The sequence below is a fragment of the Nonomuraea terrae genome (genome assembly GCF_044465245.1).
In the GTDB taxonomy this organism is placed as follows: domain Bacteria; phylum Actinomycetota; class Actinomycetes; order Streptosporangiales; family Streptosporangiaceae; genus Nonomuraea; species Nonomuraea terrae.
The window spans coordinates 180,710-202,146 of record NZ_JBITLL010000004.1; the positions used below are offsets into that span (position 1 = coordinate 180,710).

General features: G+C 71.9%; 23 protein-coding genes. 13 read left to right on the forward strand and 10 right to left on the reverse strand.

All coding sequences use genetic code 11. From position 1 onward, the window contains the following. The first annotated feature begins 180 nt into the window (after positions 1-180). Positions 181-1,956 (forward strand): NAD+ synthase, encoded by a 1,776-nt coding sequence (locus tag ACIBP6_RS18980; protein WP_397053731.1) that lies wholly within the window; start codon positions 181-183, stop codon positions 1,954-1,956. Here ACIBP6_RS18980 and ACIBP6_RS18985 read toward each other — a convergent pair whose 3' ends face one another. Beyond that, positions 1,957-2,487, reverse strand: coding sequence for a hypothetical protein (locus ACIBP6_RS18985; protein WP_397053733.1), 531 nt, complete (start codon positions 2,485-2,487; stop codon positions 1,957-1,959). Between the two features lie 112 nt (positions 2,488-2,599). On the opposite strand from ACIBP6_RS18985, the gene ACIBP6_RS18990 reads away from it, so the two are divergent. From ACIBP6_RS18990 to ACIBP6_RS19000, 3 genes are read left to right on the forward strand one after another with little or no spacing between them, the layout of a single operon-like run. Further along, entirely contained in the window at positions 2,600-2,965 is a 366-nt protein-coding gene (locus ACIBP6_RS18990) for a metalloregulator ArsR/SmtB family transcription factor (RefSeq protein ID WP_397053735.1), read from the forward strand. Continuing rightward, the gene (locus ACIBP6_RS18995; protein WP_397053737.1) at positions 2,962-3,456 is read left to right on the forward strand and encodes an SRPBCC family protein; all 495 of its coding nucleotides are present in this window, start codon (positions 2,962-2,964) and stop codon (positions 3,454-3,456) included. The genes ACIBP6_RS18990 and ACIBP6_RS18995 overlap by 4 nt, the downstream gene beginning before the upstream one ends. Positions 3,457-3,487: 31 nt before the next feature. Then, a complete protein-coding gene (locus tag ACIBP6_RS19000) occupies positions 3,488-4,561 on the forward strand; it encodes a hypothetical protein (RefSeq protein WP_397053739.1) in 1,074 nt (357 codons plus the stop codon). Here the strand turns inward: ACIBP6_RS19000 and ACIBP6_RS19005 are convergent. Next, entirely contained in the window at positions 4,539-5,174 is a 636-nt protein-coding gene (locus ACIBP6_RS19005) for an SDR family NAD(P)-dependent oxidoreductase (protein ID WP_397053741.1), read from the reverse strand. The genes ACIBP6_RS19000 and ACIBP6_RS19005 overlap by 23 nt on opposite strands. 67 nt (positions 5,175-5,241) lie before the next feature. Here ACIBP6_RS19005 and ACIBP6_RS19010 point away from each other — a divergent pair, with 67 nt between their 5' ends. Continuing rightward, a complete protein-coding gene (locus ACIBP6_RS19010; RefSeq protein ID WP_397053743.1) occupies positions 5,242-5,601 on the forward strand; it encodes a MerR family transcriptional regulator in 360 nt (119 codons plus the stop codon). 3 nt (positions 5,602-5,604) lie between these two features. Here the strand turns inward: ACIBP6_RS19010 and ACIBP6_RS19015 are convergent, their stop codons facing one another. Then, on the reverse strand, positions 5,605-5,775 hold the full coding sequence (locus tag ACIBP6_RS19015; RefSeq protein WP_397053745.1) for a nuclear transport factor 2 family protein: 171 nt from the start codon (positions 5,773-5,775) through the stop codon (positions 5,605-5,607). An 18-nt stretch (positions 5,776-5,793) separates the two neighbouring features. On the opposite strand from ACIBP6_RS19015, the gene ACIBP6_RS19020 reads away from it, so the two are divergent. Continuing rightward, positions 5,794-5,916 carry a hypothetical protein gene (locus tag ACIBP6_RS19020; protein WP_397053747.1) on the forward strand — a complete coding sequence of 41 codons (123 nt, stop codon included), beginning with the start codon at positions 5,794-5,796 and terminating at the stop codon, positions 5,914-5,916. A gap of 115 nt (positions 5,917-6,031) precedes the next feature. Here the strand turns inward: ACIBP6_RS19020 and ACIBP6_RS19025 are convergent, their stop codons facing one another. Further along, positions 6,032-6,721 carry a TetR/AcrR family transcriptional regulator gene (locus ACIBP6_RS19025; protein WP_397053749.1) on the reverse strand — a complete coding sequence of 230 codons (690 nt, stop codon included), beginning with the start codon at positions 6,719-6,721 and terminating at the stop codon, positions 6,032-6,034. Positions 6,722-6,781: 60 nt separating this feature from the next. Between ACIBP6_RS19025 and ACIBP6_RS19030 the strand changes: the two genes are divergently transcribed. Further along, complete coding sequence (locus ACIBP6_RS19030; RefSeq protein ID WP_397053751.1) at positions 6,782-8,221, forward strand: MFS transporter; 1,440 nt, start codon at positions 6,782-6,784, stop codon at positions 8,219-8,221. A gap of 282 nt (positions 8,222-8,503) precedes the next feature. Here the strand turns inward: ACIBP6_RS19030 and ACIBP6_RS19035 are convergent, their stop codons facing one another. Together ACIBP6_RS19035 and ACIBP6_RS19040 are read right to left on the reverse strand one after the other, a co-directional pair. Further along, positions 8,504-9,193: a TetR/AcrR family transcriptional regulator gene (locus ACIBP6_RS19035; protein ID WP_397053753.1), complete on the reverse strand. Its 690-nt coding sequence runs from the start codon at positions 9,191-9,193 to the stop codon at positions 8,504-8,506. A gap of 35 nt (positions 9,194-9,228) precedes the next feature. After that, complete coding sequence (locus ACIBP6_RS19040; RefSeq protein WP_397053755.1) at positions 9,229-9,978, reverse strand: TetR/AcrR family transcriptional regulator; 750 nt, start codon at positions 9,976-9,978, stop codon at positions 9,229-9,231. 50 nt (positions 9,979-10,028) lie between these two features. Here ACIBP6_RS19040 and ACIBP6_RS19045 point away from each other — a divergent pair, with 50 nt between their 5' ends. Beyond that, positions 10,029-11,033, forward strand: coding sequence for an ATP-binding cassette domain-containing protein (locus ACIBP6_RS19045; RefSeq protein WP_397053757.1), 1,005 nt, complete (start codon positions 10,029-10,031; stop codon positions 11,031-11,033). Further along, complete coding sequence (locus tag ACIBP6_RS19050) at positions 11,030-11,803, forward strand: ABC transporter permease (RefSeq protein WP_397053759.1); 774 nt, start codon at positions 11,030-11,032, stop codon at positions 11,801-11,803. The genes ACIBP6_RS19045 and ACIBP6_RS19050 overlap by 4 nt, the downstream gene beginning before the upstream one ends. A gap of 33 nt (positions 11,804-11,836) precedes the next feature. Here the strand turns inward: ACIBP6_RS19050 and ACIBP6_RS19055 are convergent, their stop codons facing one another. The 3 genes from ACIBP6_RS19055 to ACIBP6_RS19065 form a co-directional block, all read right to left on the reverse strand. After that, on the reverse strand, positions 11,837-12,439 hold the full coding sequence (locus ACIBP6_RS19055) for a TetR/AcrR family transcriptional regulator (RefSeq protein WP_397053761.1): 603 nt from the start codon (positions 12,437-12,439) through the stop codon (positions 11,837-11,839). Between the two features lie 7 nt (positions 12,440-12,446). Continuing rightward, positions 12,447-13,997: an MFS transporter gene (locus ACIBP6_RS19060; RefSeq protein WP_397053763.1), complete on the reverse strand. Its 1,551-nt coding sequence runs from the start codon at positions 13,995-13,997 to the stop codon at positions 12,447-12,449. Positions 13,998-14,558: 561 nt separating this feature from the next. Then, on the reverse strand, positions 14,559-15,998 hold the full coding sequence (locus ACIBP6_RS19065; RefSeq protein WP_397053765.1) for an MFS transporter: 1,440 nt from the start codon (positions 15,996-15,998) through the stop codon (positions 14,559-14,561). 133 nt (positions 15,999-16,131) lie between these two features. On the opposite strand from ACIBP6_RS19065, the gene panB reads away from it, so the two are divergent. Continuing rightward, positions 16,132-16,962 carry a 3-methyl-2-oxobutanoate hydroxymethyltransferase gene (panB, locus tag ACIBP6_RS19070; protein ID WP_397053767.1) on the forward strand — a complete coding sequence of 277 codons (831 nt, stop codon included), beginning with the start codon at positions 16,132-16,134 and terminating at the stop codon, positions 16,960-16,962. A gap of 277 nt (positions 16,963-17,239) precedes the next feature. Here the strand turns inward: panB and ACIBP6_RS19075 are convergent, their stop codons facing one another. Further along, on the reverse strand, positions 17,240-18,169 hold the full coding sequence (locus tag ACIBP6_RS19075; protein ID WP_397053769.1) for a threonine/serine dehydratase: 930 nt from the start codon (positions 18,167-18,169) through the stop codon (positions 17,240-17,242). Between the two features lie 95 nt (positions 18,170-18,264). Here ACIBP6_RS19075 and ACIBP6_RS19080 point away from each other — a divergent pair, with 95 nt between their 5' ends. Genes ACIBP6_RS19080 through ACIBP6_RS19090 form a run of 3 tightly spaced genes read left to right on the forward strand, consistent with a single transcriptional unit; the run spans position 18,265 to position 21,321 of the window. Continuing rightward, the gene (locus tag ACIBP6_RS19080; RefSeq protein ID WP_397053771.1) at positions 18,265-19,686 is read left to right on the forward strand and encodes an aminotransferase class I/II-fold pyridoxal phosphate-dependent enzyme; all 1,422 of its coding nucleotides are present in this window, start codon (positions 18,265-18,267) and stop codon (positions 19,684-19,686) included. 12 nt (positions 19,687-19,698) lie between these two features. Then, positions 19,699-20,385: an alpha/beta hydrolase gene (locus ACIBP6_RS19085; protein WP_397053773.1), complete on the forward strand. Its 687-nt coding sequence runs from the start codon at positions 19,699-19,701 to the stop codon at positions 20,383-20,385. Positions 20,386-20,430: 45 nt separating this feature from the next. Beyond that, a complete protein-coding gene (locus ACIBP6_RS19090; RefSeq protein WP_397053775.1) occupies positions 20,431-21,321 on the forward strand; it encodes an ABC transporter ATP-binding protein in 891 nt (296 codons plus the stop codon). The last annotated feature ends 116 nt before the right edge of the window (positions 21,322-21,437 follow it).

The window sequence follows — 21,437 nt, forward strand, 5'->3', positions numbered from 1 at the left end:
GATCGGCCCACCCGCCGACGCGCGTGGCGATGATGTGGATCGCACGTCAGCCGCTGGGGCGGGGCGAGCCGGTTCGTGCCGCGCACGAGTCCGGATTTGTCACCTCTTGGACACCAAGTGCGAAATAGTCGACTTTTCGTCGCTTTGACGATAAAAATTGGGACATACTAGGCTTGTCGCGTGGCACAACTGCGCATCGCCCTGGCACAGACCAACCCGACCGTCGGCGACCTGAGCTCCAACGCGGACAAGCTCGTCGCGTGGACCCGCGACGCCGCCGAACGCGGGGCCCACCTCGCCGTCTTCACGGAGATGTTCCTCACCGGCTATCCGGTGGAGGACCTCGTGCTGCGCACGTCCTTCGTGGACGCCAGCATCCGCATGCTGGAGGAGGTGGCGCGCAGGCTGCACCGCGAGGGGCTCGGCGACCTGCCGGTGGTGGTCGGCTACGTCGACCGCGCCGGTCTCGCGCCCCGCGTGGGCCAGCCCAAGGGCGCCCCGCTCGATGCCGCCGCGCTGCTGCACCGCGGCGAGGTGGTCACCCGGACGGCCAAGCACCACCTGCCGAACTACGGCGTGTTCGACGAGTACCGCTATTTCGTACGCGGCGACCGGCTGCCGATCTTCCGGCTGCACGGCGTGGACGTCGCCATCGCGGTGTGCGAGGACCTCTGGCAGGAGGGCGGGCCCGTGTCCGTCGTGGGCCGCGCCGGCGCCGGGCTGCTGGTGTCGCCGAACGCCTCGCCGTACGAGAAGGAGAAGGACGACGTACGGCTGGAGCTGTGCGGGCGCAGGGCCCGCGAGGCCGGGTGCGCGCTCGTCTACGTCAACCAGGTCGGCGGGCAGGACGAGCTGGTCTTCGACGGCGACTCGATCGTGGTCGACGGCTCGGGCGAGCTGGTGGCGCGGGCCGCGCAGTTCGAGGAGGAGCTGCTGGTCGTCGACCTCGACGGCCTGCCGGTGTCGGACGCGGAGCCCGGCATGTTCCCGCACGACGCGGGCGACGGCACCACCATCACGGTCGAGCGCCTGGTGCTGTCGTCCGAGCCCGTGGCGCCGTACGAGCCCGTGCCGGCCCCCGTCGCCGAGCAGCTCGACCCGCACGGCGAGGTCTACTCCGCACTGGTGCTCGCGGTGCGCGACTACGTCGCCAAGAACGGCTTCCAGTCGGTCATCCTGGGCCTGTCGGGCGGCATCGACTCGGCGCTGACCGCCACGATCGCCTCCGACGCCATCGGCCCCTCGCGCGTCAACGTCGCGCTCATGCCCTCCCGCTACTCCTCCGACCACTCGCTGGCCGACGCCGAGGAGCTGGTGCGCCGGCAGGGCATCACGTCGCAGATCGTGCCGATCGCCGACATCGTCAACGCGTACGAGAAGGAGATCGAGCTGTCGGGCCTGGCGGCCGAGAACCTCCAGGCGCGGGTGCGCGGCATGATCCTCATGGGCCTGTCGAACCAGCACGGCCACCTGGTGCTGACCACGGGCAACAAGAGCGAGCTGGCCACCGGCTACTCCACCCTCTACGGCGACTCGGCCGGCGGTTTCGCGCCGATCAAGGACGTGCCGAAGACGATGGTGTGGGAGCTGGCGCGCTGGCGCAACGCCCACACCCGGCCCGGCTTCCTGCTGCAGGCCGAGCGGCCGATCCCGGAGAACTCGATCACCAAGGAACCGAGCGCCGAGCTGCGGCCCGACCAGCGCGACACCGACTCGCTGCCGCCGTACGAGGTGCTCGACCGGCTGCTCGACGACTACGTGGAGAAGGACATGGGCTCGCAGGAGCTCATCGCGGCCGGGCACGACCCCGCGCTGGTGACGCGGGTGATCAGGCTGGTGGACCTGGCCGAGTACAAGCGGCGGCAGTATCCGCCGGGGCCGAAGATCACGCCGAAGAACTTCGGCCGCGACCGCCGCCTGCCCATCACCAACCGCTGGCGCGAGACCACCGCGTAGTCACCCGCTGGTGCGGGCCTTCCGGACGGGCAGGTCGATGACGGCGATCTCGCCCTTCGACGCGTACACGGCGAGGTCCGGCGACAGCGCGCTGTCCACGATCACGGTCATCCGCGCGTGGCCGGTGTGCCGCGGCGGGTCCACGCTGTCCACCCTGGCGTTGTCCGCGAGCACCCGGCCGCGGCGGACGGCGGCGTCACCCGGACCGGAGCGAGGGCTGGAGGCCGGGGTGTGCACGATGCGCACCCTCGCTCCGGACTGGAGCCCGTAGGGGAAGCGGCCCGGTTCGAGGTCCAGGCCGACGCGGGCGCTGCCGCTCGCCGGCGGGCTCGCCTCGGCGCGCTGCGCGGTCGTCCCGCCGGAGTCCGCCTGCATCTTCACCACGGCGGTCGTGACCAGGCCGCCCAGAAGGAGCAGGAGCAGGGACGCCGCCAGCATGGGGCGGCGTTCCTCGGTCGTGAACGGCAGGTACTGGAACGGCGGTTGTTCGTCGGCCTGCGGGCCTGCCGGGTTCTCGGGTTTTCTCCACACGGCTCGCAACAGTGCCGCAATTCGTCGGCCCCCGGGGGCGCCACGCAAGCAGGGGCTCCAGGAATTCCGGCAGCTCTGGCGTGATGCGTAACCAGTGCGTTACGCTTTCCGGGTGGACGAGACGGCTGGGGCGATCGCCGATCCGGTGCGGCGGGAGATCCTCGTGATGCTCAGGGGCGGGCCGATGTCCGCCGGCGAGATCGCCGGGCGTTTCGCGATCAGCAGGCCGGCCGTGAGCCGCCACCTGCGGGTACTCAGGGAGAGCGGCCTGGTGCGCGCGGAGCTCGCCGGGCGCACGCGCCTCTACACGCTCGACCCGGGGCCGTTCGCTGAGCTCGCGGGCTGGCTCGCGCAGTTCGCGCGGCCCTCCGGCTGGGAGCACCGCCTCGACGCGCTGGAGACCGAAGTACACCGAACGCGCCGTGAGCGCCGCCGTACCGGCAGCGCCGCCGACGGCAGACAGGAGAGCACGGCATGAGCCCCATCCCCACAGGCCGGTTGTTCCGCACGGACGACGGGTGCGACCTCGTCCTGACGCGCACGTTCCGCGCGCCCGCCGAAGACGTGTGGGCGAGCATCACCGAGCCGGAGCGCACGGCCCGCTGGTTCGGGCCGTGGGAGGGCGAGGCCGCCCCCGGCCGCACCGTCCGGGTCCAGATGCGCTACGAGGAGACGCAGCCCTGGTACGACCTGCGGATCGACGCCTGCGAACCGCCCCGGCGGCTGGCCGTCTCGTCGCTGGACGAGTTCGGGGCCTGGCACGTCGAGCTGCTGCTGAGCGAGGCCGGCGGCACGACGGAGCTGCGGTTCGTCCACCACCTGGAGACGGCCGACGGGATCGGCGACATCGGCCCCGGCTGGGAGTACTACCTCGACCTGCTCGCCGCCTCCCGCGACGGCTCCCCCGCGCCCGGCTTCGGCGACTACCACCCGGCGATGAAGGCGTACTACGAGACGCTGACCGGCTGAGATTGTCGGTGGCACCTGGCACAGTCGGCGCGTGGCTCAACCGCTGAAAGAAATGATCAATGCCGGTTCCGTGTCGGTGCTGGCCGACGGGCTGACGGCGGCCTGGGCGGCGTTCCCGAAGGCCCGGTTCACCGCGCGCGCCCTCGACGGGCTCGACGGGCTGGAGCTCAAGGCGCGGGTCACCCACGTCGCCGGGGTTCTGCACGACGCGCTGCCCCTCCCCTATCCGCAGGCCGCCGAGATCGTGCGCGCGTGCGCGGCGCGGGTGACGCTCGACATGTGGAGCGGCTGGCCGGCCACCGACCACACCGCCGCCCGCGGGCTCGATCACCTGGAGGCGGGGATGGCCACGCTGGCCGCGCTGACCCCGTACGCGACGGGCGAGTTCGCCGTGCGGCCCTTTCTGGAGCGCTACCGCGACGACGCCCTGGCGATCATGCGCGACTGGGCCGCCTCCCCCGACGAGCACCTGCGCCGGCTGGCCTCCGAGGGGTCGCGTCCGCGGCTGCCGTGGGCGGGGCGCGTCGGCTGGCTGATGGCGCCGGGGCCGACGCTGCCCCTGCTCGACCGCCTGCGCGACGACCCGAGCCCCTACGTCCGCCGCTCGGTCGCCAACCATGTCAACGACCTGGCGAAAGACCATCCCGAGGTGGCCCTGGCGCTGCTGTCCCGGTGGCGGGCCGAGGGCGGCTCCCACGTGGAGGCGGTGCTGCGGCACGCGGTGCGGGGGCTGCTGCGCGCCGGCCATCCTGAGGCGCTGGCGCTGGTGGGCGCCACGCCGGGGAGCGGCGCGGTCGACGTGCTCGCGCTGGAGTCCGACGCCGTGGCCGTCGGCGACCGCCTGGGGTTCACGGTCACGGTGACCGCGGGGGCGCCCGGCCCGGTGCTGCTGAAATACGCCATCCGGCGGCCGGGGTCGCGGCGCGTGTTCCACCTCGGGCAACGCGAGGCCGGCGGGGCCGGGACGACGTTCACCGTCCGCAAGACCCATTCGTTCCGCCCGGTGACGACGCGGGACGAGCCGCCCGGGCCGCGCGAGCTGGAGGTGATCGTCAACGGCCGGGTGGCGGCCACGACCGCGTTCACCCTCCTCCCGGCCCGGTGATCTGGATCTCGTGGTCCCAGCGGTCACGGGGCTGGGCGTGCAGGCGCCAGTAGTGCTCGGCGATGTCGTCCGGGTCGAACGGCGTGCCGGGCGCGACCGGGCCGTCGACCGTGACGGAGGCCACGTGCACCCCCGCCGGGCCGTACTCCTCGTCCAGCATCGTCACCAGCGTCCGGACGCCGGCCTTGCCGAGGGAGAGGCTGACGTACGCGGCCTTGGGCCGCGGCATGCCGCCGGTGACGAGGAACGTGCCGCCACCCCTGCGGGCCATGGCGGGGCCGACGTGCGCGGCGGTGATCAGCGCCCCCACCACGTTGACCGCCCAGGCGTCGAGCTGCGCCCGCGCGGTCGCCTCGCCGGGCGAGTCCGGGCGGACGACCGCGGCGTTGTAGACCACGACGTCGGGTGTGCCCAGCTCGCCGGCCGCCGCGTCCAGCGTGGCGCGCAGCCCGTCCTCGTCGGCGCAGTCGGCCCGGTACGCGAGCGCCCCCTCCACGCCGAGCGTCCCGCCGCCGCGCGAGATCAGCACCACCGGCAGGCCCTCCTTCGCGAACCGCCGGGCGACCGACCGCCCGATCCCCGGCCCCGCCCCCACGATCACCGCTCCCGGCATCATCGGCTCCTTCCTCGTTGTGCCGTGACCGTAAGGCGTCACATCGATGTGAAGGTCAAGGGAGCGCATGAGGATCGGTGACCTGGCCCGCGAGACCGGCGTGAGCCGGCGGCTGCTGCGCTACTACGAGGAGCAGGGGCTGCTGCGCCCGCTGCGGCTGGCCAACGGCTACCGCGAGTACGGCGAGGCCGACGTGGCCGCCGTGCGCCGCATCCGCGCGATGCTCGCCGCCGGCCTGCCCACCGCGGTCATCGCGCGGCTGCTCGACTGCGTCCACGACGACGGCGACCGCCTGGTGCCGGAGGCCTGCCCCGGCATGATCGCCGGCCTGCGGCGGGAGCGCCGCCGCATCGCCGCGACGATCGAACGGCTCCAGGCCTCGCAGCGGGCGCTCGACGGCATGCTCGCCGCCGCGGAGCACCGCTGACGGTCAGGGCCGCAGGCCGGTCCGCGCCTGTCCGGTGGCGGGGTCGTACGGCACGGAAAGGCGCTGGTGCACCATCACCCACGTTCCGCCCCGCCGCTGGAAGACCCGGGTTCCGCGCATCCAGCTCTCTTCCGACTCGCCGGCGCGGACCCGGTTGAGCCCCCACGCGACCACGAGGTCGTCTCACGGAAGGTGCGATCCGGGCCGGCCGCGGCCGTCACCGCCCTGGCCGCGTCGCCGCACGCGGCTCCAGCCTGCACCTACGTGGCGGTCGTCGCGGGACCGGACGGCGTCCCGGGTCTGCTGGGCGGGTGACGGCCGCGCGTAGCGGCTGCCGGACGACGGGGTCGCCATGCCGCTGACCGAGGACGACACCGGCGGCCACGAGTGGGTTGTCGTCCTCGCCGTACGCCGCCGGCAGGCATGTGACTTATCTGCGTCTTCCAACCCAGAAATCGACCCATTCGTCCCATTGAGGGGTGGGTGCGGCGTTCTCCCCGCGTCTCGGTCCGGCCGATGCCATCTCGCGAAGACCTGCCAGCAGCGGCTCCAGCAGCCTCTGGGTATACCTGACCACCGTGGCAGGATCACCGGGAAGCGCCCCCCGAAGATGAATGATGATCAGCAGAATGTCGGTGGTTCCGTAGTCCTCCGGGATCTGCTTGCAGCTTCGGGCCACGTCGACCACTCGCTGCAGCGAGTCGCGCATGCGGTCCGCGGCAGCGTGGACTTCCGGCGGGTCGGGTACGTGGCCGCCGAGGATGGAGACGAGCGGCCCGAAGGAGTCGACCTGGTAGCGGTTGAGAAACGTGGCGAACACGAGCTCCGCCGGGACCTGCTCGATGCAGTCCTCCGCGATCTCGCGGATCTGGTCCATCGCCGCGATCTGCAGCGCCTGCGCTAGCGCCTCTTTGCTCGGATATCGCCGGTAGAGACTGCCGATACCCACTCCCGCGCGTTCGGCGATGGCCGACATCGGGGCCGACCAGCCGCGCTCGGTGAAGATCTCTTTCGCGGCGACGAGGACGGCGAGGTCATTGGATCGGGCTTCGCGGACGCGGCCGGATGTCGGGCGGCCAGGTTGGGTCTGACGTGCGGCGGGAGGCGAATTGACATCCATACGGCGACAGTATCAGGATGTTTCGGAACGGAATCTCCGTTCCGATCGAAAGGGGAATGCATGTCCAGCCCGACCGCGGGGGTGCCAGAGGCGGCCGTCCTCACGCCCGCCGGCGATGCTTCCGTCGCCGAGAAGCACGGCCGCATGGTGGTGGCCCTCGTCCTCGTCGTGCTCGTGTACGCGCTGATGCAGACGATGCTCGTGCCGGCTCTGCCGATCCTTGGCTCGGACCTCCACGCGGGACTCAGCACAAGCGGGTGGGTACTCACGTCATATCTGCTCACGGGCTCGGTTCTCGCCCCGATAGCAGGATCATTCGGAGGCCGGTTCGGCCATAGACGAGTGCTCATGGTGGTTCTCATCGTCTTCGCGATCGCCACGTTCGCGGCGGCGTTCTCCTCCACCATCGGTTTTCTGATCGCATGTCGCGCCGCGCAGGGGATCAGTACCGCGGTCTTCCCGCTCGCGCTGGCGATCGTCCGTCGCCGTTTGACCGGCAAGGCGATGAGTACGGGGATCGGGTGGATCTCCGGCGTGCTCGGGCTTGGTGCGGGCGCCGCTCTCGTCATCGGCGGTGCCATCCTGAAGATCTCCAGCTGGCAGGGCATATTCGTCTTCGCCGGAGTACTGATCGTCGCCAGTCTCGCCCTCGTGGCCATCTGGGTGCCGCACGCTCCCCGAGCCGAGCAGGCGAGCAAGACCGACTACGCGGGCGCCGCGCTGCTGACCGCGGCGCTCGTCAGCCTGTTGCTGGGTATCACCCAGGGCCCGTCCTGGGGCTGGACCGCCGCGCCCACCCTGCTCCTGTTCGGTGGAGCGATCGTGACCTTCGTCCTTCTCGTCATCGTCGAACGCCGTGTGACGACACCGCTGGTCGACGTGAGATCACTGATGAGGCCCTCGCTGGCCATCGCCAACGCTCTCGTTCTGGTGAACGGCTTTGTCTCCTACATCATTTACGTTTGCCTGCCGAGCATCCTTGCAGCCGATCCCGGCACCGGTTACGGGTACGGCTACGACGTCCTCCGCACCGGTCTCGTTCTTCTCCCGTCCGCGATCTGTGTGTTCGTCGGCGGCCGCGCGGCTCCCGCTCTGCTCGGACGTACAGGTCATCGTCCGAGCATGGTCGTCGCCATGGCGAGCATGGGTCTCGGCGCACTCGGTCTCACGTTCTGGCCGGCTGCGATGTGGTCGATACTGGCGTCGTTCTGCGTGCTGAGCTTGGGTATCGGCGTGGGCATCTCGGTGATCTCCCAGATCATCGCCCGAGTCGTGCCCGTCGACGAAGTCGCCGCAGCCAGCGGATTGAACACGGTGCTCCGGTCGGTGGGCTCTGCCTCGGGTTCCCCGGTGGCTGCCGCCATCCTGATCTCTGGAGTCGGCGGCACCACCTCGACCATCCCCCTTGCCAACTATCAGCATGCCTTCGCCCTCGCTGCGGTCCTCTCCGTCGCCGCTGTGGGGCTCGCGCTCGTACTCAGAATGCCCGCGAACCGCTGAGATCCTTCGACCATGGTGGAGCTCGGCCAGTCGGCGCCGGCAGATGATTCCGCAGGCGAGGCCGAGGAATGCTTCGTGGACGTCGTCGCGGATTCACCTGCTTGCGGTACTTTCCGCGGTCGTAGTCGCGGTCGGCGTCGATCGTGTCGGCACGTCGCCGGGGTTGCGCATGTTGTCGAGCCTTCCTCGCGCCGTGATCGACCACAGAGGTGGTCAAGACCTTTTTTGTCAAGCATGCCCATGCCGTCGATGCGGGTGCGACGGACAACGTGACCGTGCTGCTCATCCCCGTGACTTCTGAGAACCCGGCGGAAGACGGGTGGTGATGCCGTCGAGGACGAGGTCGAGCCCGAGGAGGAACTGGCCGTCGAAGTCGGCGTTGTCCACCTGGGCGATCCGGCCCAGGTCGGAGACGTGTTCGCCGAGGTGGGCAACGACCCGCTCGCGGATCTCCGCATCGGCCGCGGGCGTGCGGACCTTCGCCCACCAGATGTTCTCGCTCGCCACGAAACCGTTGACGTACGAGCTCAACGCCCCCACGGCGGCGAGCAGGACAGGACCGCTCAGCCCCGCGTCGGCCAGGGCGGTGTAGACGAGGCGCGAGCGGGCCAGCGCGTTCGGCCCGATCAGGGGGCGGGTGGCGGTGAGGGCGGGCACCCAGGGATGGCGGCGCATGACCTGCCTGCTCTGGGTGAGCTGACGGAGGAGGGTCTCGCGCCACGATCCCGCCGGCTCCGGCGCGATCTCGCCGATCACCTCGTCGAGGGCGAGGTCGAGGACGTCCTCCTTGCTCCGGACGTACTCGTAGAGCGACATCGTGCCCGCGCCGAGCCGTGCGGCCAGCGCCCGCATGGAGAAGCCGGCCACGCCCTCGGCGTCGAGCAGGGCGACGGCGCCCTCGACGATGCGTTCGCGCGACAGCCGCGGTTTGCGCGGGCGGCTGTCGTCGCGAAACCAGATCGTCTCCGCCATGCCACGCCTTTCCGTGCGCCGTACGGAAAATCGTACTAACGAGGCTGCCGGCGGGCGATCAGTCGTTCGACACCGTCGAGCAGCAGGTCGAGACCGAAGCGGAAATCGGCGTCCTCCACCCAGCCCTCAGCCCCGCTGAACGCGCCCGACCGCACGGCCGCCGACAACGCCGGGTACGCCTCGGGGTCGAGCACCTCGGCCAGCACCTCGCCGTAGTCGGAGGCGCCTTCGATCCCGGACCCTTCGAGCTCGGGAAAGCCCGACTTGGCGGTGTGCTCCAGCGCCGCGTCGGTGAGCGCGTAGCCGGTCAGGGTGCTCGCCACATTGATCTTCTCCCCGTCGTCCAGGCCCGTGCCGGCCAGCGTGGCGATCGCCCGGTCGAGCCAGAGCAGCCGCCGCGGGCCCATGGGAGGGGCGTACACGGTGATCGAGAGCACCCAGGCGTGCTGGAGGATGAGGTCGCGGTGGGCGCGCGTCCACAGGGCGAGATAGTCGCGCCAGTGCATGCCCGCAGGGTCGGGCGGCTCGGGGGCCACGGCGTCGGCCATGGCCGTGAGCAGGTCTTCCTTGCTGTCGACGTACCGGTAGAGCGCCGTCGCCGCGACCCCCACCCGGGAGGCGACGCCGCTCATCGACACGGCGGCCATACCCTCCGTGTCGGCGATCTCGATGGCGGCGGCCGTGATGGTGTCCAGGTCGAGCCGGGGCCGCGGGCCTCTGCGCGGCATCGGCTCACGCCCCCACATCCGCTGGACCACCGGGGGCAGCGACCGTTCCTGCGCCATGCGAAATCCTCCTTGACCGCTCCCTAGGATTCTGCATTACTGTGAAAACTATGAACGCCATACACAGTAGGCCATTCACAGATGCCATCCTGGCACGGGGGCTGACGAAGTCGTTCGGCGGCACGCGGGTGCTGAACGGGATAGACCTGACCGTGCCCACCGGCTCCCTCGTCGCCCTGCTCGGGCCGAACGGCTCGGGCAAGACCACGACCGTACGCATCCTCACCACGCTGCTCCCCCCGGACGGCGGCACCGCCACCGTGGCCGGTCACGACGTCACGCGGGAGGGCTCCGCGGTACGGGCCGCCATCGGGCTGACGTCCCAGCAGGCCACCGTGGACGAGCTGCTGACCGGGCGGGAGAACCTGGAGCTGTTCGCCGGGCTGTGCCACCTGGGGCGGCGGCAGGCCCGGCGCCGGGCGGACGAGCTGCTCGAACGCTTCGACCTCACGACCGCCGCCGGCCGCCGCGCGGGCACCTACTCCGGCGGGATGCGCCGCCGGCTCGACCTGGCGGCCAGCATGGTGGCGGCGCCGCCGATCCTGTTCCTCGACGAGCCCACGACCGGGCTCGACCCGCGCAGCCGCGCCGAGCTGTGGGCGGTGATCCGCGAGCTGCTCGCCTCCGGCACCACGATCCTGCTCACCACGCAGTATTTGGAGGAGGCCGACCAGCTCGCCGACCGCGTCGTGGTGATCGACGCCGGACGCGTCGCCGCCGACGACTCCCCTGCCGCGCTCAAGCGCCAGGTCGGCGCCGAACGCCTGGTGCTGCGCCTGTCCCGGGCCGAGGACCTGGCCCACGCGACCGCCGCCCTCTCTACCGTCGACCACGCCGCCCTGGCCGCCGCCGGGGCCCGGGGGCTGCCTCCCGCCGACCCGAGCCTCCGCCACGACCCCGTCTCCCGGGAGGTCACCCTGCCCGTGCAGAGCCCCGACCACCTGCGCCGGGCGCTCGACGCGCTGCACCACGCGGGCATCGACGTCGAGCACGTCGAGCTGCGCACCCCCACCCTCGACGACGTCTTCTTCGAGCTCACGGCGGTGGCGGCATGAGCGCCCTGACCGCGGCCGGCGACCTGCGCCGCCTCGTCGTCCGTGACCTGCGCCGGGAGCTGCGCCTGCTCGACGGCCTGATCGTCAGCACGGTCGTGCCCGTGATGATCATGGTCGTCTTCGTGTACGTGTTCGGCGGCGCCATCTCGACCGGCTCCAGCGGGCTGGCGTACATCGACTTCGTGGTGCCGTCCGTGCTGCTCATGTCCGGCGGGTACGGCGCCGCGCTGACCGCCGCCACCGTCGCCGACGACCTGAACGGCGGGATGATCGATCGTTTCCGCACCCTGCCGATCGGCGGCTGGGTGGTCCCCGCCGGGCACATCGTGGCCTCGGTGATCCGCAACGTGGCCTCGGCGGCCATCGCGCTGGGCGCCGCGCTCCTGCTCGGGTTCCGGCCCGCCGCCACTCCGGCCGAGTGGGCGCTGACGCTGGCCGTGGTGACGGGGTACGTGCTGGCGGTGGCGTCGCTCTCCGTGGTGTGGGGGCTGCTGGTCAAGTCGACCCAGGCGGCGGGGGCGTTCAGTTTCGTGGTGCTCTTCCTGCCGTACCTGTCGGACGGGTTCGTTCCCGCAGAGACGATGCCGGAGGTGCTCCAGGGGTTCGCCGCCAACCAGCCGATCACGCCGATCACCGAGACGCTGCGGGCGCTGCTGCTGGGCCTGCCGATCGGATCGTCGGGAGCGGTGGCGGCCGCCTGGATGGGCGGCGCCGTCGTGCTCAGCCTTCCGATCGCCGCGCTGCTCTTCCGCCGCAGAACCGCCTCGTGACCCCGTCGCCCTCCGCTCCGCGGCGGGCGTCGGTTACGGGGCCATCCCGGCCAGGGCGGCGTCCACGATGCGCTCGGGCAGATCGGCCGGCAGGTCTCCGGCGGGGCCCCACTTGGTGTGCCAGAGCATGGTGCCGGAGATGAGGGCCATGCCCATGTCGACGTCCAGGTCCGGCCGGAGCTCGCCGGTGGCGATGCCGCGTTCGATCACCTCGCGCATCGCCTGCCTGCGGGGCTCGATCGCGCGCTTGATGAAGCGCTCGGTCAGCCGGGGGTGGCGGTCGGTCTCGCCCATCACGACATTCATCACGCAGCGACTGCGGGCCATGCCCGACTCCTCCCGCATCGCGTCGAGCAGACTGATGAGGTCGTCACGCACGGACGTGCCGGTGAGCGGCGGCACCGGGGCCTTGAGCGTGGAGAGGGCGTCGACGACGAGGTCTTCCTTGTTGGACCAGCGCCGGTAGATCGTCGTCTTGCCGACGCCGGCCCTCGACGCGATCGCCTCGATGGACAGCTCGGACACTCCCATGCCCTCACCGATCAGGTCGAGCGTCGCCTCGATGATCGCCTTCTCGGCCTTCTCACTGCGCGGACGGCCCGCCGGGCGGGCGGCCCCTGATTCCTGGATCGACATGGCGGCCTCACACTACCGCTGGTTCCTTCTTCGCCGCGTGCTTGGCGACACGCACCTTGCCGGGCATCCACTTCGCCACCACCGCGACGCCCACCAGTGCGATCAGCGCCGATACCAGCGCGGTGATGTGCATGCCGTTGAGGAAGGCGGTGAAGGCCGGCTGGACCAGCGCCTGGCCGTCCTGACCCATGGCCTGGGCGGCGCCCATGGTCGCCATGATCGACTCACCGGCCGCGTGCCGGGCGTCGGCGGGCAGCGCGGTCAGGGCGGGCGCGATCTCGCCCCGGTAGCTGGACGACAGCACCGAGCCGAGCACGGCCACGCCCAGCGCGCCGGACACCTGGCGGACCGTGTTGCTCATCGCCGAGCCGACCCCGGCCTTCTCCTGGGGCAGCGACTCCATGATGGCGGTGGTCGCGGGCGGCATGATCATGGCCATCGCGGTGCCCTGCACGAAGAAGATGATCTCGATCATCAGGATCGGGGTGTTCTGGTCCATGACCGCGTAGCTGGCCAGCACCAGCGTCAGCACGACGAGGCTCACGGTGGACGACAGCTTGGCGCCGAACCGTTCGTTCACCCGCTGGCTGAGCGGCGCGAAGATGAGCTGCGCGGCGGCGAACGGGATCATCAGCGCGCCCGCCTGCAGCGGCGAGAAGCCCAGCACCAGCTGCAGGTAGAACGTCAGGAAGAACATCCCGCCCATCATCGCGAAGAAGACGATGCCCATCATGCCGATGGCCGAGCTGAACCGGACGTTGGTGAAGTTGCGCACGTCGAAGACCGGGTGGTCGATGCGCCGCTCCCACCACACGAACACGCCGAGGACGGCCACGCCGACCAGCGTCGGCACCAGCACCTGGGCGTTCGCCACGGTGGCCAGCTCGCCGCCGCGGATGATGCCGTACACGAGGGCCACCAGGCCGATGATCGACAGCAGCACGCCCACCGGGTCGAGCCTGGACGGCTTCGGGTCGCGCGACTCCGGTACGAAGCCGGCGATGAGGATCATGGCGATCACGACGATCGGCACGTTGATCAGGAAGACCGAGCCCCACCAGAAGTGCTCGATCAGCAGGCCGCCGGTGATCGGGCCGATGGCCACCGCCAGGCCGACGCCGCCGGCCCACACGCCGATGGCCTTGCCGCGCTCGCCGGGCGGGAAAACGTTGGAGATGATGGCCAGCGTGGCCGGCATGATCGCCGCGCCGCCGATGCCCATCGCCGCCCTGGCCAGGATCAGCTGCATCGGATCCTGGGCGTAGGCGCTGGCGAGGGAGGCCAGGCCGAACAGCGCCATGCCGATGAACAACATCCGCTTGCGCCCTGTCCGGTCACCGATCACGCCGAAGGTGAACAACAGACCGGCGAACACCAGCGTGTAGGAGTTGATCGCCCACTCCAGCTCGCTCTGCGTGGCGCCCAGGCCGACGGTCTCGTCGGCGATCGTCTTCATCGCCACGTTGAGGATCGTGTTGTCCAGCACGACCGCCAGCAGGCTGAACACCAACACGCCGAGGATCCCCCATCGGCGTGGATGCCCCGAGTTCGGGTCCATGGAAACGTCCTTAATTTCGATACGTACAAGTTTCGCAACGACACCGTATCGCAATCCATTCCGATACGCAACGGTCTCGTTTCGTAAACCACAGGTGAACGTGGCGACGCGACAACAGACGTTCCGTGAATGGACACCCCGGCGAAGTGCGGCCCACCACCGCGGCGCGGAGCCCTCAGCCCTCACATACGCTCAACCGCACTCGCGAGTGAGCCGCAGCACGTGTCCCCAACAGCCCCCTTGGGCCCCACATTCCCCGAAATCCCGAACGAGAGCTCCCTCACACCACGAACGCCCCTCCACCGGCGCCGCGGTCACCGGAACCAGGCAGCACCCGTACGCACAAACACCCGTGCACCCTGCAAGACCGTCACGTGGCCCCCGCCACGCCTCCCAGGACGGCGTCTCCAGTCCGCCCGGGAACGGCATCCCGCACCCCTACCCCCGACACCGCGCACGACGCCGAGGAAACCAGCGCACCACCCACGCCCGAGAAGACCAGCGGCCGACGTCCCCGTACACCGTCACCGACGGCGGGCCTCCTCGGAACGTGCCCTCAGATCACTCGCCGGGTGCACCCGCCGCGACCGCCGACTCGGCGGCCTCCGCGGTCGGAGCCGGGGCGGCAGGCGCGGGCCCCGCCGGGTCGGGTCCCCTTGGTGCAAGTGCGGCCGCGACCGGGACGGCGGGCGTCGGTTCGGCGGGAGCCGGAACGGCGGACGTAGGCGCGGCCGGTGTGTCGACCGGCGGGGCAGGAACGATCGGCGCAGGAACGGCCGCACCGGGGACGGCTGATGAGGGGCCAGGCGACGACGGGGTGGTCGGTGAGGGGGCGGGTCGGGGACGGGAGCGCCAGAACGGGAGGGCGGCGAGAACCATCAGGACCGCCACCAGGCCCGCCACGGCGAACGCCCACGACGGCCCCATGGAGTCGATCACCGCCCCCGCGATGGGCGCCGAGATCGCGCCGCCGATCAGCAGGGCCGTGCCGTGCAGGCCCATCGCCTCACCCCGGGCGGCGCTCGGCACCCACCGGCTGAGCACGTCGACCGTGGACGACAGCGACGGCGCGCACACCAGCCCGGCCGGCAGCAGCGCCAGCACCACCCACTGCCAGCCGCCGTCGACCAGCCCCACGGGGATCGTCAGCAACCCCATGGCGCCGATCAGGAGCAGCGGCGAGAAGCCCCGCGACAGGCCGCCGTACACGAAGCCACCGACCAGCGAGTAGACGCACCAGACGGCCACGGCGAGGCCGACCCACGCGGTCTCCCCGGCGTGCTCCATCGTGGCGATCAGGGACAGCTCGCTCGCGGTGAGCACGAACGTGGCCGCCGCGGTCGTGCCGAGCAACGCCACGAACGACGGCGTGAGCCACTGCCGCCTCGGCACCCGCTGCCCCTGCTCGCCCAGCTCCTCGGCCGAGCGGGTCGGCGGGTTGAGCAGGATCAGGCCCAGGCCGGCCACCGTCAGGCCCACCCCGATGCCGAGGAAGGTCACGCCGCTGCCCAGCGTGACGATGCCCACGCTGGCCAGCGCGGGGCCCACCATGTAGGACACCTCGACCAGCATCGAGTCGAGCGCGAAACCGGTGCGCCGCTGCTCGACGGGCACCAGCGCGACCAGGCACTGGCGGGTCACGCTGAAGACCGGCAGCGCCAGCAACCCGGCCAGCACCGCCGTCACGACCAGCGCCCAGTACGGCAACGACCACGCGCACGACCAGAACACCGCCTGGGCGATCGTGGTGATGATGAGCACCGGACGCAGGCCGTATTTGTCGACCATCCGGCCCATCAGCGGGGAGCCGATCGCGTTGCCGATGGTGCTGGCGGCGGTGATCGCACCTGCCGGGATGAAGTCGAGACCCATCACCACGGCGACGTGCAGCGTCAGCGCCATGCCGGTGGCCGTGGTCGGCACCCGCGCGAGCAGCCCCACGAGGAGCAAGGTGGGGACGCCCGGGATTTTGAGCAGCCGCCGGTAAGACTCGAAAGCCATGGTGTTCGTTACCTCCCTGCAGATTGTGGCAGGTGGTACCGACAGTCTCGCCACGGGTTTTCCCGCGTGACATCATCGGAGGGAGTCCGGGGACGCACTGGGGCGCCTCGAGACGTTTCTGGAGGGTTTACACATGTCCTCTTCAACCACGCTGTACGGCGGTGCGCAGGGACGCCGCGTCACCGTCCGCGACCTCGCCGCGGCCAAGGAGCGCGGAGAGCGGTGGGCCATGCTCACCGCCTACGACGCGATGACGGCCCGGGTCTTCGACGAGGCGGGCATCCCGGTCCTGCTGGTGGGCGACTCGGCGGGAATGGTCGTCTACGGCCACGAATCGACCCTGCCGGTCACGGTCGACGACCTGTTGCCGCTCACGGCGGCCGTCGTACGCGGCTCGTCGCGGGCGCTCGTGGTGGCCGACCTGCCGTTCGGGTCGTACCAGGCCTCGCCGGCGCAGGCGCTGGAGTCGGCGGCGCGCTTCATGAAGGAGGCGGGCGCGCACGCGGTCAAGCTGGAGGGCGGCCGCCGCATCCTGCCGCAGGTCGAGACGCTGGTGTCGGCCGGGGTGCCGGTGATGGCGCACCTCGGGCTGACCCCGCAGTCGGTCAACGTGTTCGGCGGCTACCGCGTCCAGGGCCGGGGCCAGGCGGGCGACGAGCTCATGGCCGACGCGAAGGACCTGGAGCGGGCCGGGGCGTTCTCGGTGGTGCTGGAGTGCGTGCCGGGTGACCTCGCGCAGCGGGTGACGACGTCGCTCGCGATCCCGACGATCGGCATCGGCGCCGGGGCGGCGACCGACGCCCAGGTCCTGGTGTGGCAGGACCTCATGGGGCTGACGCCGCGCCCGGCCAAGTTCGTCAAGCAGTACGCCGACCTGGCCGCCACCATGGACCGCGCCGCGCGCGCGTACGCGGACGACGTCAGATCCGGCGCCTTCCCGTCCCCCGAACACACCTACACCTGACCACCCAGGCACCGGAGCCCGCCGCCACGGGCGCATCGCCCGCCCCGCCCGGCCACCCGACGACGCAGACCTCGAGGAAGCCGGCCTGATCCTCCCCGCCCAGCGGGTGGCCGGCACGACGGTACCGCGCTGAACCCGCACGACATGACGCAGTCGCACCGAACCAGCACGGCATGACAGCCCAGCGCCACGACGGCGTGTGAGGTCCCGCCGGACCCCCGTGGCATGGCTGTGCCGTGCTGGTCCCTGGGAAGCAGCCGGTGCGGGGGCGGGCCGGTCAGTCGGCGGTCAGGGTGGTGGGGTCGGTGTTGGAGCCGCACACCACCACGGCCACCCGCTCACCCGGCTCCGGCCGGTAGACGCCCGACAGCAGCGCCGCGTACGCGGCCGCGCCCGCGTGCTCGGACGCCACCCGGTGCCGCTCCCAGAGCGTACGCCGCGCCGCGACGATGGCCTCGTCGCTCACCAGCACGCTCTCCACCCTCGGCCCGCGCAGGATCTCGAACGCCAGCCCGCCGATCACGCTGGCACCAAGCGCGTCAGCCGCCACCCCGCCGACCTGCACCGGCACCGGCTTCCCCGCCTCGCGCGCCGCGTGCAGGGTCGGGATGCGCTCGGGCTCGACGGCCACGATGCGCGGCGCCGAGCCTCCGCCGGACGTGCCGACGGTGACCCCGGCCGCGAACCCGCCGCCGCCCACGGCCACGAGCACGGTGTCGATCCCGCCGGTCTGCTCCATGATCTCCAGCCCGGTGGTGCCCTGCCCGGCCACCACCTCGGGCTGGTCGTACGCGTGCACCTGCAGCGCCCCGGTCTCGGCGGCGCGTTTGGCCGCGGCCTCGGCGGCCTCCGCGTAGATGGCGCCCGTCTGCGTGATGTGCGCCCCCAGTGCCCTGAGCCCGGCCACCTTGACGGGACTCGTCACCTCGGGAACGAAGATCTCGGCGCGCACCCCCAGGGCGCGGGCGGCGGACGCCACGGCCAGCCCGTGGTTGCCGCCGCTGGCCGCGATGACTCCGCCTGCGGGCACGTCGCCGGCGGCCAGGATGCGGTTGAACGCCCCGCGCACCTTGAAGGACCCGGAGTGCTGCAGCAGCTCCAGCTTGAACCACAACCCCGGCGAGATTTCCAGCACGGGCGTGCGGAGCACGTGACCGCCTGTCCTCGCCGCGGCGGCGAGCACATCCTCGTGGACAACGGTGGTCACGGCATTCCCCCGATCATGGAGACAACGAACATACGCCGAGGCTAGTCCAGCGGCGAACCTGCACGGCAAAGGCGGAAATAGGCCACAATTGGCTCATGAAGGGGACCAATCTCGATGACCTCGTCGACCTCCTGGGCCGGTGGGCGTCGGGGCGCGGGCCCCTCTACCTCCTGCTGGCCGCCCGGCTGCGGGCGCTGGTCGACGACGGCGTCCTCGCCCCCGGCACGACGCTGCCACCCGACCGCACACTGGCCAGGCGGCTCGCGGTGGGCCGGGGCACGGTGGTGGCCGCGTACGACCTGCTGCGCCAGGAGGGCCGCCTGGTGCGGCGGCAGGGCAGCGGCACCAGGGTCGCCCCGCTCGACCTGCCGGCGACGCGGGCCGCCGACGGCGTGCCGGCGAACCCGCTGCTGCAGCACCTCCTCCACCCGCCGGACGGCGTGCGGCTGCTGACCTGCGCCGCCCCTCCTGCCCCGCCGGCCGCGTTGTTCGAGGCGTACGCCGAGGCAGGGGCGCGTCTGACGGGCGTGCACGATCTGGGTTACGCGCCGGCCGGTCATCCGGCGCTGCGGGCCGCGCTGGCGGCGTACTACACCGGACGGGGCCTGCCGACCACGCCCGAGGAGATCATCGTGACGACGGGCGCCCAGCAGGCCCTCACCCTGCTGACCGGGCTGCTGGTGGCGCCCGGCGACACGGTGCTGGCCGAGACGCCGACGTACCCGGGCGCGCTGGAGGTGTTCCGGCACGCGGCCGCGGTCGTCAAACCCGCGACAAGCATCGAGGACGTCCGCCGGCGCCCTGCTCTGGCCTACTTCGTCCCCACCGCCCGCAACCCCGACGGCGCGGTCATGGACGTCCCGTCCCGCAGACGGCTGGCCACGCTGGCCGCCGCGCACGACGTGCCGCTGGTCGACGACGAGGTCCTCGCCGAGCTGTGCTTCTCGGGCGAGACGCCGCCGCCGGTGGCCGCGTTCGGGCGCGGCGAGCAGGTGATCACCGTGGGGTCGCTGAGCAAGCTCGTCTGGGGCGGGCTGCGGGTGGGCTGGATCCGCGCGCCGGCGCCGGTGGTGTCGCGGCTGGCCCGCCTGCGCGCCGTCCACGACCTCGGGGGCGAGGTCTTCAGCCAGCTCGCCGCCGTCGCGCTGCTGCGCCGTCTCGGCGAGGTACGCGCCGCGCAGGTGCGCACGCTACGCGCCCGGCACGACCACCTGTGCGCCGAGCTGCGGGCGCGGCTGCCGTCCTGGACGTTCGAACCCGCGCTCGGCGGCCAGACCGTCTGGGTGCGGCTCCCGCGCGGCGACGCCGACTCCTTCGCCCAGGTGGCGCTCCGGCACGGCGTCGCGGTGCCGCCGGGCCGCTCGTTCGACCCGGCGGGCGGGCACGCCGACCGCCTGCGGCTGCACTTCCTGTTCCCGCGTCAGGAGCTTTCGCGAGCGGTGAACAACCTGGCCGTGGCCTGGAGGTCCTACCGCGCGGACGGCCGCACGGTCTCCCGTCACCCCTTGGTCGTCTGACAGGGTGGACGCATGCGATCCACCTTCCTCCTCGTGCACAGCCCTTCCGTCGGCCCCTCGACGTGGGCGCCCGTGGCGCGGTCGCTGGAGCTCCGGGGGCACGCCGCCGTGGTGCCCGACCTGACCGGCGTGTCGACGGGCGGGGCGCCGTACTGGCCGAGGGTGGTCGACGCGGTACGCGCCGCCGCCCCCGAGACCCCCGTCGTGCTCGCCGCCCACAGCAACGCCGGATTCTTCGTCCCCGTGATCAAGGAGGCGCTGGGCGAGCGGGTGGTGGCCTGCGTGTTCGCCGACGCCCACATCCCGCCCCGCCAGGGTCTGGTCAGGACGGCCGAGGAGGCGTTCCTGCCGTTCCTGCACGACCTGGCCGGCCCCTACGGCGTGCTGCCGCGCTGGACCGACTGGTGGGACGAGGAGGACGTGGTGGCCATGCTGCCCGACCCCGCCGAACGCGTGCGGGTGGCGGCCGAGCAGCCGCGCCTGCCGCTCGACTACTACACGCAGGCCATCCCCGTGCCCGCCGGCTGGGACGACGTCAGGTGCTCGTGCCTGTGGTACGGCCCGCCGTACGACAAGGTCGCCGAGGAGGCCGCCCGCCGCGGCTGGCCGGTGACCCGGCTGCCCGGCCGGCACCTGCACCAGCTGGTGAGCCCCGACGAGGTCGCGGCCGCGCTGCTCAAGCTCTCCCGCACCTCGTGAATTTCTCACTGTCGCCCGCGATCGCGCGCCGCGACAGTGGGAGGCATGACAGCGATCGAAGTGAGCGGGCTCCGCAAGAGTCACCGGGGTTTCCCCGCGGTGCGGGACGTGTCGTTCGAGGTGGCCGAAGGTGAGATCTTCGCGCTGCTCGGCAGGAACGGCGCGGGCAAGACGACCACGGTCGAGGTGCTGGCCGGGTTCCAGCGGGCCGACGTGGGCACGGTGCGGGTGCTCGGCCTCGACCCCTACGTCGACCGGGCGGCCATGCGGACGCGCACGGGCGTCATGCTGCAGGAGGCCGGGTTCTTCCCCGACCTGTCGGTGGCCCGGACGGTGGACGTCTGGCGCGACTTCACCGCCACGCCGCGTCCGCGCGACGAGGCCCTCGACCTGGCCGGGCTGACGTCCAAGGCGGCCACCCGCGTCCGTCAGCTGTCCGGCGGGGAGAAGCGCCGCCTCGACCTGGCGCTCGCCCTGCTGGGCCGCCCCGACGTGCTCTTCCTGGACGAGCCCACCACCGGCCTGGACCCCGAGGCGCGCGCCCACACCTGGGAGGTCGTCCGCGACCTGGCCCGGCAGGGCACCACGGTCCTGCTGACCACGCACTACCTGGAGGAGGCGCAGCGGCTGGCGTCCGCGATGGCGATCCTGGACGAGGGCCGGATCGTGGCCTCGGGCGGGATGGCCGAGACACTGGCGGCGCGCCGGGGGCGGGTGGCCTTCCGGCTGCCCGCGCACGTGACCGCCGCGGAGCTGCCGCTGCCGGTCACGGTCGAGGACGGGCACGCGGTCTGCCGCGTCGCCGACCCGGACGTGGCCGCGCAGACCCTGCTGACCTGGGCCGCCGGCCTCGGCCTGCGTCTGGAGGGCCTGGAGGTCCGCGCCGCCACCCTCGAGGACCTGTTCCTGGAGCTCCGCCCGGAACCCACCCCGTGAACGGGGACTCCCACCGGCGGACCACCCCACGGACGGGCACCCGCCGGAAACACCCCGTGAGCGGCTTCCCGGAGCCCCACCGGCAGGCCGACCGATTCCCTCAGCCCGATGCGCCC

Coding starts and splice junctions, on each gene's coding strand:
- ACIBP6_RS18995 (WP_397053737.1), top strand. CDS start 2,962: ATGAGCCCCATCCCCACAGGCCGGTTGTTCCGCACGGACGACGGGTGC.
- ACIBP6_RS19005 (WP_397053741.1), bottom strand. CDS start 5,174: ATGCCGGGAGCGGTGATCGTGGGGGCGGGGCCGGGGATCGGGCGGTCG.
- ACIBP6_RS19010 (WP_397053743.1), top strand. CDS start 5,242: ATGAGGATCGGTGACCTGGCCCGCGAGACCGGCGTGAGCCGGCGGCTG.
- ACIBP6_RS19025 (WP_397053749.1), bottom strand. CDS start 6,721: ATGGATGTCAATTCGCCTCCCGCCGCACGTCAGACCCAACCTGGCCGC.
- ACIBP6_RS19030 (WP_397053751.1), top strand. CDS start 6,782: ATGTCCAGCCCGACCGCGGGGGTGCCAGAGGCGGCCGTCCTCACGCCC.
- ACIBP6_RS19035 (WP_397053753.1), bottom strand. CDS start 9,193: ATGGCGGAGACGATCTGGTTTCGCGACGACAGCCGCCCGCGCAAACCG.
- ACIBP6_RS19040 (WP_397053755.1), bottom strand. CDS start 9,978: ATGGCGCAGGAACGGTCGCTGCCCCCGGTGGTCCAGCGGATGTGGGGG.
- ACIBP6_RS19045 (WP_397053757.1), top strand. CDS start 10,029: ATGAACGCCATACACAGTAGGCCATTCACAGATGCCATCCTGGCACGG.
- ACIBP6_RS19050 (WP_397053759.1), top strand. CDS start 11,030: ATGAGCGCCCTGACCGCGGCCGGCGACCTGCGCCGCCTCGTCGTCCGT.
- ACIBP6_RS19055 (WP_397053761.1), bottom strand. CDS start 12,439: ATGTCGATCCAGGAATCAGGGGCCGCCCGCCCGGCGGGCCGTCCGCGC.
- ACIBP6_RS19060 (WP_397053763.1), bottom strand. CDS start 13,997: ATGGACCCGAACTCGGGGCATCCACGCCGATGGGGGATCCTCGGCGTG.
- ACIBP6_RS19065 (WP_397053765.1), bottom strand. CDS start 15,998: ATGGCTTTCGAGTCTTACCGGCGGCTGCTCAAAATCCCGGGCGTCCCC.
- panB (WP_397053767.1), top strand. CDS start 16,132: ATGTCCTCTTCAACCACGCTGTACGGCGGTGCGCAGGGACGCCGCGTC.
- ACIBP6_RS19080 (WP_397053771.1), top strand. CDS start 18,265: ATGAAGGGGACCAATCTCGATGACCTCGTCGACCTCCTGGGCCGGTGG.
- ACIBP6_RS19085 (WP_397053773.1), top strand. CDS start 19,699: ATGCGATCCACCTTCCTCCTCGTGCACAGCCCTTCCGTCGGCCCCTCG.
- ACIBP6_RS19090 (WP_397053775.1), top strand. CDS start 20,431: ATGACAGCGATCGAAGTGAGCGGGCTCCGCAAGAGTCACCGGGGTTTC.